The 14,362-nt window shown below is 45.3% G+C and carries 10 protein-coding genes; 7 read left to right on the top strand and 3 right to left on the bottom strand.

Translation table 11 applies throughout. From position 1 onward, the window contains the following. Positions 1-280 precede the first annotated feature (280 nt). The 3 genes from CLV31_RS19875 to CLV31_RS19865 all read right to left on the bottom strand — a co-directional run bounded on the left by CLV31_RS19875 (position 281) and on the right by CLV31_RS19865 (position 6,300). On the bottom strand, positions 281-3,196 hold the full coding sequence (locus tag CLV31_RS19875; RefSeq protein ID WP_111394837.1) for a PAS domain S-box protein: 2,916 nt from the start codon (positions 3,194-3,196) through the stop codon (positions 281-283). A 309-nt stretch (positions 3,197-3,505) separates the two neighbouring features. Then, positions 3,506-5,566: a methionine--tRNA ligase gene (metG, locus tag CLV31_RS19870; RefSeq protein WP_111394836.1), complete on the bottom strand. Its 2,061-nt coding sequence runs from the start codon at positions 5,564-5,566 to the stop codon at positions 3,506-3,508. A gap of 101 nt (positions 5,567-5,667) precedes the next feature. Next, positions 5,668-6,300 carry a TetR/AcrR family transcriptional regulator gene (locus tag CLV31_RS19865; protein WP_111394835.1) on the bottom strand — a complete coding sequence of 211 codons (633 nt, stop codon included), beginning with the start codon at positions 6,298-6,300 and terminating at the stop codon, positions 5,668-5,670. A 167-nt stretch (positions 6,301-6,467) separates the two neighbouring features. Between CLV31_RS19865 and ligA the strand changes: the two genes are divergently transcribed. The 7 genes from ligA to xseB all read left to right on the top strand — a co-directional run bounded on the left by ligA (position 6,468) and on the right by xseB (position 14,318). Continuing rightward, entirely contained in the window at positions 6,468-8,921 is a 2,454-nt protein-coding gene (ligA, locus tag CLV31_RS19860) for an NAD-dependent DNA ligase LigA (protein WP_111394834.1), read from the top strand. 434 nt (positions 8,922-9,355) lie between these two features. Then, positions 9,356-9,688 carry a hypothetical protein gene (locus CLV31_RS19855; protein ID WP_111394833.1) on the top strand — a complete coding sequence of 111 codons (333 nt, stop codon included), beginning with the start codon at positions 9,356-9,358 and terminating at the stop codon, positions 9,686-9,688. 60 nt (positions 9,689-9,748) lie between these two features. After that, entirely contained in the window at positions 9,749-10,276 is a 528-nt protein-coding gene (locus CLV31_RS19850; RefSeq protein ID WP_111394832.1) for a hypothetical protein, read from the top strand. A 138-nt stretch (positions 10,277-10,414) separates the two neighbouring features. Continuing rightward, complete coding sequence (locus CLV31_RS19845) at positions 10,415-11,686, top strand: hemolysin family protein (protein WP_111394831.1); 1,272 nt, start codon at positions 10,415-10,417, stop codon at positions 11,684-11,686. A gap of 273 nt (positions 11,687-11,959) precedes the next feature. Continuing rightward, positions 11,960-12,820: a 4-hydroxy-tetrahydrodipicolinate synthase gene (gene dapA, locus CLV31_RS19840; protein WP_111394830.1), complete on the top strand. Its 861-nt coding sequence runs from the start codon at positions 11,960-11,962 to the stop codon at positions 12,818-12,820. A gap of 5 nt (positions 12,821-12,825) precedes the next feature. Continuing rightward, complete coding sequence (gene xseA, locus CLV31_RS19835) at positions 12,826-14,133, top strand: exodeoxyribonuclease VII large subunit (protein ID WP_111394829.1); 1,308 nt, start codon at positions 12,826-12,828, stop codon at positions 14,131-14,133. Then, on the top strand, positions 14,130-14,318 hold the full coding sequence (xseB, locus tag CLV31_RS19830) for an exodeoxyribonuclease VII small subunit (protein WP_111394828.1): 189 nt from the start codon (positions 14,130-14,132) through the stop codon (positions 14,316-14,318). Before xseA ends, xseB begins: the two co-directional genes overlap by 4 nt. The last annotated feature ends 44 nt before the right edge of the window (positions 14,319-14,362 follow it).

The following is a 14,362-nucleotide window of genomic DNA, read 5'->3' as shown; positions in this document are numbered from 1 at the left end:
CTCTCTTTTATTGGAATGACCGGTTTTTGTATATAAAGTGTAAAATACAGTAGGTAATCAGTGATTTATTCAGTATTCCCGGAAATTTAATTCCAACTAAATCCTCTCGGTTTTGAGTAAGAGGCTTACTAACCCGAGCATCAACTCCTATCCAAACTTTTATTCTGATCTTTTAAGGTGACAAATCAATCTGGTTGGTTTTGGCAATCACTACTTCCTTTGGAAAGAGTGAAACTTATTCAGAAGGCTTAATCCTATTAAGCGGCATATTTTGGATTCATCAGCTGTCCGGTTTTGCTAAGGTGAATCTGAAAACACTGCCCTGTCCGGGAATGGATTCGGCCCAGATTTCGCCATCATGCTGTTCGACAATCCGTTGACAGGTAGCAAGCCCCATCCCGGTACCGGCAAATTCCTGCCTCGTATGCAACCGTTTGAACATCTGAAAGATGGATTTGGCATGCTCCGGTTCAAAGCCTATTCCATTATCCCTTACGGCAAACTCCCAATGATTTTCCAGCTCCATGGCGCTAAGGGTAATTTGGGGTGGGATTTCTGGCTTTCGGTATTTCAGGGAATTTCCAAGAAGATTTCGGATCAAGAGCTCAAATGGCACTTTCCTTACCCATAGGTTTGGCAGAGAACTGAAAAAAACCCGTCCGCCTGATTCCTCCAAAGAAGTTGAATAATAATCCAAAACTGTCTGAACAATCGAATTGGTATCCACCCATTCCTTAGGAGTATCCAAATTTCCCAACTGACTGTATTCCAGCAATTCTGAAATCAGGGTATTCATCCGCTGTGAGGCATCCACGGCAAATTGAATGTATTGCCGCCCTTTGTCATCCAAAATGGGATCGTATTTTCTATGAAGGAGTTGAAGGAAATTGATCACCATCCGGAGAGGTTCCTTCAAATCATGGGAGGCCACCGAAGCAAAACGCTGAAGCTCCACATTTTTATCCTTCAGCGCCTCTCGGGCATCCACGATATCCTGAATCAGACGTCCCTCCGGAATAATCGCAAAGACCTTTCCCTCCTCATTGAAAATAGGCTTTAGATTAAACAAGATGGTTACGGGTCTCTTATCTCTATCCCAGACCGCTACTTCATATTGTACAAACTCACCTTTTGCGGCCATTTGAATAGCATCTTGGAGCTGTTTTTGAGTCTGCGGAGAAACTTGCCACCAATGACAATCCCAGAATTTCTTCCCCACAACATCTTCCTGACGCAGTCCACCAAAATCCAGGGCGGTTTGATTCGCTTCCAGCAGGTTCCCCTCCAGATCCAAAAATCCGATAAACTGAAAGGTGGAATTGAAAATCCCCTTAAACTTCCGCTCACTTTCCAGCAAGGTCTGTTTATAGATTTTTTCTGCCGAAATATCCTTCATGGCTACCACTGCCCCGAGAAACTCGTGATTTTCGGTATAAATCGGACTGCCGGAGCAGCTGATGTGCCGGATATCACCGGAGGAATGTCTTATGGCAAACTCCCGGTTTTCGAATTTCTCACCCTTCCAGGCACGATAAAGTGGAACATCTTCCTTACTCAAATGGGCGCTCAAGTCTGGAGTTAGCAATTGATAATATTCCGGCCATTCATCCGGAGAAATATTTTTTGATTCCAGTCCATGAAATTCCAGAGTGGCCTTGTTGAACCGATTCAACTGGCCATCTGCATTTGCCACCACGATGCCCACATCGATGGTATCCAAAACTGCCTCTGTAAATGCATTTTTGGCACTCAGCTCATATTCGAGCTCTTTGAACTTGGAAATCTCCGTATGGGTGCCATACATCTTTTCAGGCTTTCCGTCTGCTGTCCAGGTCATCACTTTGCCCCGATCCAGCACCCAAACCCAGTGCCCATCCTTATGTCGCATTCGGCACTCGCATTCGTAGTAATCCGAGGCTTTACTGAAACAAGCCTGAAGTTTTTGGTTCGACTGTTCCAAGTCATCCGGATGGGCATACTTCATCCAAGTATCGATCGATACCGGACTGATTTCCTCAAGCTGATAGCCAATAATGTTTGCCCAGGTTTCATTAAACACTGTTTCACCGGTTTGAACATTCCACTCCCAAGTACCGGCCTGAGTGCCTTCGATGACGTACTCAAATCGCTCTTTCTGTACCTTTAGGTCGGCGAAGTATTTTTTTCTTGGGGTAATATTTTCTATTTGAGCGATGAAATACCTGAAATGGCCATCCTCCTCCCAAACGGCGGTACCATTCAGATTGATCCACACAATTTCTCCCGATTTGGTAATATATCGCTTCTCAATCGTGTACGACTCTATTTCCCTATTTCTCAAGCGCTTGGCCTGTTCCAAATCAGCAAAAAGGTCCTCGGGGTGGGTAATTTCCTGGAAAGTCAGATTGATCAATTCCTCCGGCGTGTATCCCAGCATCTTACACAAGCTCGAATTGACCCGAATCCACCTTCCGGAATCGTCAACCAAGCCCATTCCAATGGCTGCGTTATCGAACGAGGTCTGAAAGTCTTGAGTATCCTTTTGGGCCAGTTCGAATTGAATACGCTGCTGTTGCTTCTCCAGACTAAGTTTTTGTTGCTTCTGACCAAGGAAATAATTCGCCACCAACAAAACCAGGGAGATTACAAACAATACAATAAAGCCAATGTAATTGAATCTAGCCTTAGCGAAGTAATCGCGGGTAAATTGGTCTCTTTCTGCCAAAAGATCTTTGAGCATCTGCTGATAAGCCAGCTCCAACACTGCGGATCGGCTTTGAATCTCATCGGTTTCGGCTTGTATTTTCTGCTGAGCTACTTCGACGCTGAATTGATCAAAGTAAGCCAAATGCCTATCCAATTGCTCCAATCGGGATTCAAGAGCGAGAAACAGGTTAGTGTAATTAGCTTCAAATTGAGGGAATTGCTTCATTCCCATCCGAAGGGAATCAAGTTCATTTGCCAATTCTGATTTGAGCCGGATATAATTTGATCTGGATGCTGGACTTAAAAGAGACTGAAATTTCCTTTTTTCAAGTACAAGGTCATAATGGGTTTTAAACAGAGAATTGAGGCTATTGATCTCCAATTCGGTTTGAAAACTATAGGTGGCAAGCTTGTCCTGACTGGAAAAATTTATAGTAAAGAATATTGAACTGATCAGAATGATCAGCAAAGAGACCATGAGAAACGACTTATTGGAACTCGACTCCGGCATTTTTGGGTGATAAGCGGTCTAGGACTGGGATTAAGCAACAGAAAGGTAAATATTAAAAAGAACATCTTTGAAAAGTGATTTCCGGAATTTTGACAAAAATTGAACTTTTCGAAGATTTGTGTAAATAAAATGCTTTGAGCTTCAAAAAAAGAGAGACGAGAATCTTTTTTATCACTTCCCAAGATCAATAACAATAACTCCTCTTTTAAATAGTAAGAAAAAAATGAGGGCTCAACGTTCTGACAAAAATCATCAGAAAGTTGAGCCCTGGATGGTTGAGGCTTATTGATAAGCCTGGTTGTGAAAAGCTTAGGAAATGGTAGATCCGCTTGCCGTACCCTCATGCGGTAAGAGCAATTTCAACTTGCCGTCTTTGTCTTCTGCCATCAAAATCATCCCCTCCGAGTCGATTCCCATCATTTTTCTCGGAGCAAGATTGATCAGCATGGTCACCTGCTTTCCGATCAAAAACTCCGGCTCGAAATGCTCCGCCACTCCACTTAGGACAGTACGATGTCCCAAGCCGATATCCACTTTCAGCTTAAGAAGTTTTTTGGACTTGGGCATACGCTCCGCTTCCAACACCGTCACGACTCGCATATCGAGTTTGGCAAAATCATCGTAAGTGATCAGTTCTTTCATCGGTGTCACCGGTGCATTGGCAGCTTCGTTCATTTTCTTCGCATCCAGGAGTTTTTGGACTTGTTTTTCTACGGTCTCGTCTTCGATTTTTTCAAAAAGAAGGCCCATTTGGCCGAGGGATCGACTTGACCGTATCAGCTCAGCATTTCCGGCCTCAGCCCATGTGCCGCCTTCCATTCCGAAAAGATCGAAAAGCTTTTGCGCAGTATGAGGCAAGAAAGGCTCTGATACGATCGCCAGATTCGCGGCGATATTCAAGGCAATATTCAAAATGGTTTTAGTCCGAGGCTCGTCGGTTTTGATCTCTTTCCAGGGCTCGGTATCGGCGAGGTATTTATTTCCCATTCGGGCCAAATCCATCACGATTGACAAAGCTTCCCGGAATCGGTATCGCTCGATCGAAGCCTCGATTTTTGCAGGAAAAGCCTCCAATTCCTTCAGCACTTCCTGGTCAATTCCTCTCAATTCCCCTCTTTCAGGAACAATTCCATTGAAGAACTTTTGTGTCAGCACCACGGCTCGATTCACAAAATTGCCATAGATAGCGACCAACTCGGAGTTGTTTCGACCTTGGAAATCTTTCCAGGTGAAGTCGTTGTCCTTGGTTTCGGGAGCGTTGGCAGTCAGTACATAGCGGAGTACGTCCTGTTTCCCCGGGAACTCCTGCAAATATTCGTGGAGCCACACGGCCCAGTTGCGGGAAGTGGAGATCTTGTCTCCTTCCAGATTTAAAAACTCATTCGCGGGCACATTTTCCGGAAGCACGTAGCCTCCGTGTGTTTTCAGGATGGCCGGGAAAATGATGCAGTGAAAGACGATGTTGTCCTTACCGATAAAGTGCACCAACTTGGTATCCTGATCTTTCCAATAAGGTTGCCAGTCAATTCCTTTTTCAGCCGCCCATTCTTTGGTCGAAGAGATGTATCCGATCGGCGCATCAAACCACACATAGAGCACTTTGCCCTGGGCATCATTCAAAGGAACCGGAATTCCCCAGTCCAAATCTCGGGTCATGGAACGGGCCTGAAGTCCGTCACCGGCTTCCAGCCAAGATCTGCACTGTCCGAGTACGTTATTTTTCCAATCCTCGGCATGATCTTCCAAAATCCATTTTTTGAGAAAATTTTGGTAGCGAGCCAAGTCCAAAAACCAATGTTTGGTTTCCTTCAGGACGGGAGTCCTGCCACTGAGTTTGGATTTTGGGTTGATCAGGTCAGTTGGGCTCAGCGAGGTACCGCATTTCTCACATTGATCTCCATAAGCATGCTCATTTCCGCATTTTGGGCAAGTACCTTCGATGTAGCGGTCTGCCAGAAACTGACCAGCTTCCTCATCAAAATATTGCTCAGTGGTCTGTTCCAGAAACTCACCTTTTTTATACAAATCGGTAAAAAATCCCTGAGCGGTCTCGTGGTGAATCTTGGCAGAGGTTCGGGAATAATGATCAAAACTGATCCCGAATTCACGGAAACTCTCCTTCATCATTGCATGGTAGTGATCGACTACTTGCTGAGGCGTTTTGCCTTCCTTTCCAGCCTTGATGGTGATGGCTACGCCGTGCTCATCCGAACCACAGATAAAGGCTACGTCCCGACCTTGAGACCGGAGGTAGCGGACATAAATATCCGCAGGCACATAGCACCCTGCCAAGTGGCCGATATGCAAGGGGCCGTTGGCATAGGGAAGTGCGGAAGTAATCGTGTATCGCTTGAAATTTTTATTGCTCATGGGTAAAATCAGATGGGAGACCAAAGACAGAAGACCGAAGCTGGATTTACTTTGCCCTCTAAAACCGAGGCCAAAGATAGGAAAATCGACCGAAGGAGATTCTAGGCATTGATAAATTCGGCTCGGGCTTCTTCGGTCAAAATCCCATGGTAAATAATACTAATCGCCTGATCGTAAATATCCGAAGGAGGGATTTTGATCCCTTTTTGAATGGGGTCGGGAAATTGACTGTAAAACTTCGGATCCAACAGCGACTGAACTGCCGCCGCATAGAGCATCACGATCAGACTGATATTGATTCTCGAATTGACCAAGCCCTGCGCGATGCCCTGCTCGATCAGTTTGGCAAATCTCAGGTAAGCCGATTCGTTGATATAATCAGTCATCGCAGACCAGATTTCAGGAGCATGCTCTCTCAGATCTTCGAAAAGATCGGGATTGATTGGGGCCAAATGGGTAGCAATGACCGTGAGTGAAGACTTCAGCTTGAGCGGAAAAGAAAGGTGGCGATTGTCCAGGATGGCCTCCACTTTGGCTGTCATTTTGGTTTTCAGGATTTCAAAGCAGGCAGCCAGAAGCTCTAGTTTTCCCGGAAAATACTTATAGAGTGTCTTTTTACTCATTCCCAAATCCTGAGCAATATCATCCATGGTGGTCTGACGATAGCCCTTTTGCAGAAAATGCCGATAGGCTACATCCAGAATTTTACCTTCTATACCCAGTTTTTTACTCATAGTATGGCAAAGATAAAAAGGGAAATGAATTTAGGATTTCGGATTGTGGATTGCGGAATTGCTGCATTTCCAGTTATCCCCGCTTCGCAACCCCCATACTTCCTCCCAAAAACTTTCCAATCTCGGCTCAATCCTTCTAATTTTACCCTGCTTAATTTTTACCAAACATGACGCACGCGGAAGCTTCCTTACGAATTGCCCAACTGACCAAAGAAATCAATCACCACAATCAGCTCTACTATCAGGAAAGCCGAACGGAGATCTCTGATTACGAATTTGATCAGCTACTCGAGGAATTGATCCGGCTGGAAACCCAGTTTCCGGATCTCTTGCAATCCGACAGTCCCAGTCAACGGGTGGGTGGTACGGTCACCAAGGAATTTCAGACGGTGGAGCACGAATACCGAATGCTTTCTTTGGGCAACAGCTATTCCATCGAAGAACTCCGGGCTTTTGACGATCGAGTGGCCAAAGGGTTGGGACATCGGAATTACGAGTACTTCTGCGAAATGAAATTTGACGGAGTGGCAATCTCTTTGGTCTATGAAAATGGAAAGCTGGTACGAGCTGTCACCCGAGGCGACGGTTTCAAAGGGGATGAGGTTACCGCCAATGTCCGAACCATCCGAAATATTCCACTGACCATCCAAGCAGCAAATGTTCCCGCCAAATTTGAAGTTCGCGGGGAGATTTTTTTACCGCTGAAAGAATTTGAAAAAATCAACGCGGAGCGGGAAGCCAAGGGCGAAGCGCTGATGGCCAATCCCAGAAATGCTGCTTCCGGAACGCTAAAAATGCAGGACAGCGGGGTGGTCGCCAAGCGTAGATTGAACTGCTACTTTTACCAGCTCCTCGGTGATGAAATCGGAGTATCCAAACACGACGAAGCCATCCATCTGATCGAGAGTTGGGGCTTCAATGTGTCTCCCACCTATCAAAAAGCCTCCACCATCGAAGAAGTCCTGAACTACATCGAAGACTGGAGAGAAAAGCGGTTCCTCTTGCCCTTGGATACGGATGGAGTGGTGCTGAAAATCAACGATTACGATCAGCGCGAAGAGCTCGGCTTCACCGCCAAAAATCCCCGCTGGGCTATTGCCTACAAATACAAAGCGGAAAGTGCCGAAACGGAATTGCTGTCGATCACCTACCAAGTCGGTCGAACCGGGGCGATCACACCAGTAGCCAATTTGGCTCCAGTCCAACTTGCCGGCACTACCGTCAAGCGGGCTTCCCTCCACAATGCCAATGAGATCTTACGACTGGACCTTCACGAGCGGGATTTTGTCTTTGTCGAAAAAGGAGGAGAAATCATCCCAAAAATCACCGCGGTCAATCCTTCAAGAAGAAAACACGGCGCTCCTCCCATCCAGTACATCACTACCTGCCCGGAATGCGGCACCGGTTTGATCCGAAAAGAGGGGGAAGCCAAACATTATTGCCCAAATGCGGTGGGCTGCCCTCCCCAGGTTTTGGGTAAAATCGAGCACTTTGTTCACAAGCGGGCTATGGACATTGATTCGCTGGGCACGGAGCGAATCCGTGCCCTGATCGATCAGGGTTTTATCAGCACCTATGCGGATATCTATGATTTGGATCAAAAACAGGCCGATTTGCTCGGCTTGGAAATGAGTCAGGATCAGTATGAGCGCGAGGCAACTGGCCTGCTTTACATCAATTTGGATAAGGCTCTTTTCGCCCTGACCGAAGGGATTTCCTTCAAGCAAATTCAGGACTTTCTATTGGAAAATACCCACCTCCCGCTTCGGGATCGGTTAAGAGCATTCCAAGCTCAGATTCGGGCCTGGAAAAAGAAAGTACCCGCCAACGTGGGTATGGTGGACTTTTTACTCCAAAATCTCGATCAGCACACCGACCTGATGAAAGTCGAAGATTATGTGCCTGTGGCGGTAGTTTTGGAGATTTTCCTGGGTAGAAGAGTAAGCTTTGAAAAAATTCTCGAAGGCAGCAAAAAGCACGGCACGGTTCACATGATTCTACTCGAACTGGACCTTGACTTGCCCTCAGAAATCCAGGAACGAATCAAAAAACTCAAAGCCAACACCTTCCAAGAAGGCGTCATCTCCAATATGATGGAAGGGATTTTCAAGTCCAAAGAGCAGCCTTTTGAGAAAGTTCTCTTTGCCTTGGGGATCCGGAATATCGGAGAAAATACTGCGGTATTGCTCGCAAGGCACTTTGGAAGCATTGAAAAACTTCAGGAGGCTAGTGCTGAGCAGCTTTTGGAAATCAACGGTGTCGGAGAAACGCTCGTGCACAGCATTCGGGAGTTTTTTACACAGCCCGAAAACCTGAACAGCATCGCCCGGCTCAAGAGTCATGGGCTCAAGTTTGAAATCGAGCAATCCGAAACCGTTCAGCTAGGCAATGCTCTAGAGGGAAAACGAATTTTGGCTTCCGGTAAGTTGCAGCATTTCAAGCGGGATGAGATCGTTGACTTTGTGCAGGCGCACGGAGGACAGTACATTTCTTCCGTTTCCAAAAATCTCGACTTTATCATCGAAGGAGAAGAAATGGGCCCGAGCAAAAAGGAAAAGGCTCAAAAACTGGGGATTCCACTGATTTCGGAGGAGGAGTTTTTGAGGATGATTGGAGAATAGAAGCAAGAGAAGCAATTGGGGAAGGACTATTTCGATGAACAATTGGAGCGGATCCGGGAGATCAGGGTGAGCAATATAACCAAGAAATACAACCTTTTCTCGAAAAATTTCAAATGCCAGCTAAGCCTACTTGTAAGAAGGCGGATTTACTGAAAAAGAAAAATCTTGGATTGACCATTTAGCACCAAATAGCCTTCGTTTCCTTCCTGAAAAGCCTAAAGTCCTATCCCCTTGCCAATCCTATCCTTTCGATAAGTTGTATCTGGTAATTTGAAAAGTGCACAAACTATAAAACTGAACCACCCAGCATAAATCGGATTATTATTCGTTTTTAAGCATGAAAAATTAAATTTTATTTCGAAATAAGGCTTTCTGAAAAAAATTATTTGAATTAAATCACGGTCTGATAAAATTTTGCGTACACTTACATCGAAATGAAAAGACAACGATTAGCAATCCTTCTTTTAACCAACTGGCTGCTTGGATTGCTACTTATTTTTTGTTTCCCGACTCAAGTTCAGGCTACTGAAAATGAAAAGGGATTTTATATCCTGGATGAAGGAGGTTCCAATCTCGCTGAATCCATCCAACTTCCTGAAGCTCCCAGTTTTGACCTTGATCTAAAAACTCCATTTCATTCGGTTCAATACCTGTTTCATTGGGAGCAAATTCCGGTTTGTGTGCAGATGCTTCATCCGCAGCGACATGACCACCAGCCACTTTTCGACGTCAAGTCTACCTTCATTCATTTTTTTTATACCTGGTAGGAGAAGCTGATTTACGCTCTTTGTAAACTCAATTATCAGCTTCTTTATTTCACAATAATCATGGAAATCACCATTTCTGGGATGTTTTACACCTCCCTTGGATTGCTGTTAGTCAGCTTTCCTTATTTATTCTATATCTATAAATCCAGACAAAAGGAAAAAAATAACGCAGTCAGCTTTCAGGAATTCACCCTTACCGAGGGACTGCATTTGGATAAAATTCAGTCCTGGAGAAATCACTATACCCTGGGTTTGGACAGCCAACAAAACATATTGGTGTACTGCAAGCATGGGCAATTTCCGGTGCAAACAAGTGTACGCCTAGATGCGGTAGATCATGTCAGCCTGGACTCTCATTATCGGGAAGTCAGAGCTGGAAATGAACGCCGACAAAAGTTGGAATACCTCGATTTGGTCATTCATTTCAAGGATCCGTCCAAACCATCCAAAAGTATCCCGATCTATGACGAAGATGAGGTTCAAGACTTGGCGGATGAGTATGCCATCGCGAAAAAATGGCTCACTTACCTCAAGCATCATCTTTCAAAGGATCAAAGTGGCCGTCCCAGATTGCAATGGGCTGGGTAAGAACAGTTTGAGTAATATGATAGAATTTGCCGTTTGATTCATTTGGGACTTGTCTTTTGGGCAGGTCCCATCTTATTTGTAGCCCTAAATATTTTAATCCCATCATATTGCTAATTTTAGATAAAATCTGTCCAAACCTTGGAACTCCTGATTATTCTCCTGCTTGTGCTTCTCAACGGCGTTTTTGCCATGTCCGAATTGGCATTGGTTTCATCCAGAAAATTCAAACTTGAAAGTCTCAAAAAGCAAGGTAAGGCAGGCGCTAAGGCAGCCCTTGATTTAGCGGAAAATCCAGGCAGGTTTTTGTCTACCGTACAGATTGGTATTACCTTGATCGGGGTTTTATTGGGCGTTTATAGCGGAGAAAATCTCACAGAGGACGCTGCAAACCTCATTTCCAAGGTCCATTTTTTGCAACCGTATTCAGGTCCCTTGGCCGTAGGGTTGGTCGTGATCTTGATTACTTATCTCTCGATCGTTTTGGGTGAATTAGTCCCCAAGCGAATCGGGATGACTTTTCCGGAGCCCATCGCAATGTTTTTGGCTAAGCCGATGAATATTTTATCCAAAATCACCAGCCCTTTTGTCTGGTTGTTGACTTTTTCAAATGACTTGCTTCTAAAAGTTTTTGGAATCAAAAATCGGACTGACAGCAAAATTTCCGAAGAGGAACTGAAAGCACTGATCAAAGAAAGTGCAGAAGGTGGTGAAATCATGGATATTGAGCAGGATATTGTCGAGCGCGTTTTCGAATTAGGTGACCGGAGAGTCAATACCTTGCTGACCCACCGAAGCGAAATCGTTTACTTCTCTGTGGGTGATACCGAATCAATTGTCCGAAAAAAAATCAAAGAAGAAAAGCATTCGGCTTACCCCCTTTGTGCGGGAAATGACTTGGATAATGTAATCGGCTTAGTCTTGGTCAAAGACCTCTTTGACATATTGGAGGAGGATACTTTTGATTTGAAAAAAGTAGCTAAAAAGCCACTTTTTCTCAATGAAAGCATGTTTGCCTATCAGGCACTGGAACTTTTCAAAGAAAAGGGATTGCACTATGGTATCGTGATCGACGAATATGGGGTCACTGTGGGGATCATCACCATGGATGATGTAATGGATGCCTTGGTAGGAGACTCCACCGAGCAAGGTCAGGAAGAATACCAAATCGTGGCACGGGATGAAAATAGCTGGCTAGTGGATGGACAATACCCAATAATTGATTTTCTAAAGTTTTTTGGGATAGAATACCCGATCAAAACAAAAAATTTCACAACACTGGCAGGACTCATCCTTCATCGGTCTCATTCCATCCCTGAGGTAGGTGACAGTGTAATCTTTGAAAACCTCAAATTGGAAGTGGTCGATAAAGATGGACAACGGATTGATAAAGTCCTGGTATCCAAAAATTAACGCAGGATATTGGCGAAAATGCAATTGAAAAATTAGTGGGTTCTTGATTTTTTGGGCTATCACAGAATATGGGAAGCAGGTCCGATGAGCGGAATGAAAGAATACCCCTATTCTGAACCTCAACACCAATGAGAAATCGGTAAGGTTTAGACCAAGAGATTCACTTATGTTTTTTCAATTCTTGGAATATTGGGAAAGAGGCAATTTTTACATTTCTGGAGGCCCAAAAACAATCCTAGCCCTTATCTTTGCACCCCTACCAACAGTAAAACCATGAACGCATTCAAAGGCACCGGAGTCGCATTGATCACTCCTTTTCATGACGATCACAGGATAGACTTTGACAGTCTGAAGCAACTGATCGATCATGTAGTTTCCGGCGGGGTAGATTATTTGGTGGTGCTCGGCACTACCGGAGAGGCTGCCACACTAACATCTGCCGAAAAGAAACAGGTGCTAAAAGCCTGTCTGGAATACAATGACGGTCGGGTTCCGGTGGTATTGGGAATCGGAGGGAATAACACCCAGGCAGTTTTGGATGAAATCGAATCTACTGACTTCTATGGAGTGGCAGCTATTCTTTCGGTGAGCCCCTATTATAATAAGCCCAGTCAAGCGGGCATTATTGCCCACTACACCGCCATTGCAGACGCTTCTCCGGCACCGGTGATCTTATACAACATCCCCGGCCGTACCATGTCCAATATGACTGCCTCCACTACGCTCAAGCTATCTCATCATCCGAATATCATCGGAATGAAGGAAGCCAGTGGCAATTTGGAACAGTGCATGCAAATAGCTGCTGGAATGCCCAAGGACTTTCTTCTCCTATCGGGAGATGATTTGTTGACCAAGGCAATGATGAGTATCGGCGGAAGCGGCGTGATCTCCGTTTTGGCCAATGCCTTTCCTTTGACCTTCAAGACATTGACTCACGGAGATTCAGTTTCTGCGTTGGAGGCTTGCTTTTCCTTGCTAGATCTCAATGGATTGATGTACACAGAAGGCAATCCGGTAGGCATCAAAAACCTGCTTTTGCACATGGGGATCATCAGCAGTGACCAGGTCAGATTACCCATGCTACGGGCCAGTCTGGAGCTCAGCAATCAGATCAAATCGGCATACCAAAAGTAATTCCGATGAATCCCCTTTCCATTTCCCAACTTACCGAGCAGATCCGGCTTACGCTGGAGAGTCACCTGCAGCCGGTGTATTGGGTAATCGGGGAATTGGCTGACTTCCGCCAAGCTCCACAAGGGCATGTCTATTTTGAGCTGGTAGAAAAGCAGGGGAACCAAGTCCTCGCAAAAATCAAGGCAAACCTTTGGCAGTTTAATTACCGATCGGTTGCCGCGAAGTTTGAAAGCGTCACTGGTTCGACTCTGAAGAATGGCATGAAGGTACTTGCCCAAGTGGCAGTCAATTATCACCCTGTATATGGCCTTAGCGTCAATGTCAAGGACATCGATCCTTCCTTTTCACTGGGGGAAAGAGCCCGTTTGCGACAGGAAACGATTGACCGGCTTACCAAAGAAGGGCTAATTAGACTGAATGCAAGGTTTTCGCTGCCTCCGGTAATTCAGAAAATTGCCGTAATATCCAGTGCTACAGCTGCCGGTTACGGAGATTTTGTAAATCAACTGGAAAACAACCCTTACGGCTATCAGTTAAGCCATCAGCTCTTTAATTCCCTGATGCAAGGAAATGAGGCTGTATCAAGCCTGATTTCGGCCTTTGAGCAAGTGGAACTTCAGCTTGAAAAAGGAAAATTTGAAGCGGTCATTCTGATCCGGGGAGGTGGGGCTCAGCTGGATTTGGATTGCTTCGATGATTATCGACTGGGAGCCAAAATCGCCAACTTCCCGATTCCCGTTTTTACAGGAATTGGCCATGAGCGAGACGAGACAGTGGCAGACTTGGTGGCGCATTCCCGACTGAAAACCCCAACAGCTGTTGCAGAATTTCTGTTGTCCGGATTTCGGGAATTTGAGGAAAATCTCAGTCTTATCCTCCAGCGATTAGATCGGACCACACGCTCCAAACTAAAAGAGGAGGAAGGAAAGATTCAGCAATTATCACTTCGCACCAAATCACTCGCCGGCAACCGGTTGGGTCTCGAAAATGAAAGGGTGAAAACTTTTGCCAAACGGACCGAGCAAGCAGCCAAGAATTTGATTCGTCAAGAATGGATTGCTCTTGAGAGTCACGAGAAAAACCTGAAAAAGGGGATTGACCATTTTCTCAAACTTCAAGTCGATAGGCTAAACCATGTAGAAACATTGATCCATCAAATGGATCCTATGCTTCTCATCAAAAAAGGGTATACCCGAACCGAAGCAAAAGGAAAACCGGTTCACCTTGTGGATCTTTCTCCGGGAGATCAACTCACTACCTACACCATTGACCAAAAAATCAGCAGTACTATTACCCAAATTGAAGAAAAATGAGTGACCTAACCTACACCCAGGCCATGCAGCGCCTGGAAGCCATATTGACTCAACTTGAGGAAGGAAACAAGACCGTCGATGAACTTTCATCTTTGGTCAAAGAAGCTGCAGAATTGGTAAAGCACTGCCGATCAAAGCTTAGAAGTACTGAAGCCGATATCCAGCAGGCTTTTGAGGGAGCCTAATCCGGGGAATCGAAGCAATCGGTATTCGTTCTCTTCGCATCATG

Source organism: Algoriphagus aquaeductus (assembly GCF_003253485.1).
In the GTDB taxonomy this organism is placed as follows: Bacteria; Bacteroidota; Bacteroidia; order Cytophagales; family Cyclobacteriaceae; genus Algoriphagus; species Algoriphagus aquaeductus.
Note: the sequence above shows the minus strand (reverse complement) of the source record. Positions and strands in the feature narration are given on the sequence as shown.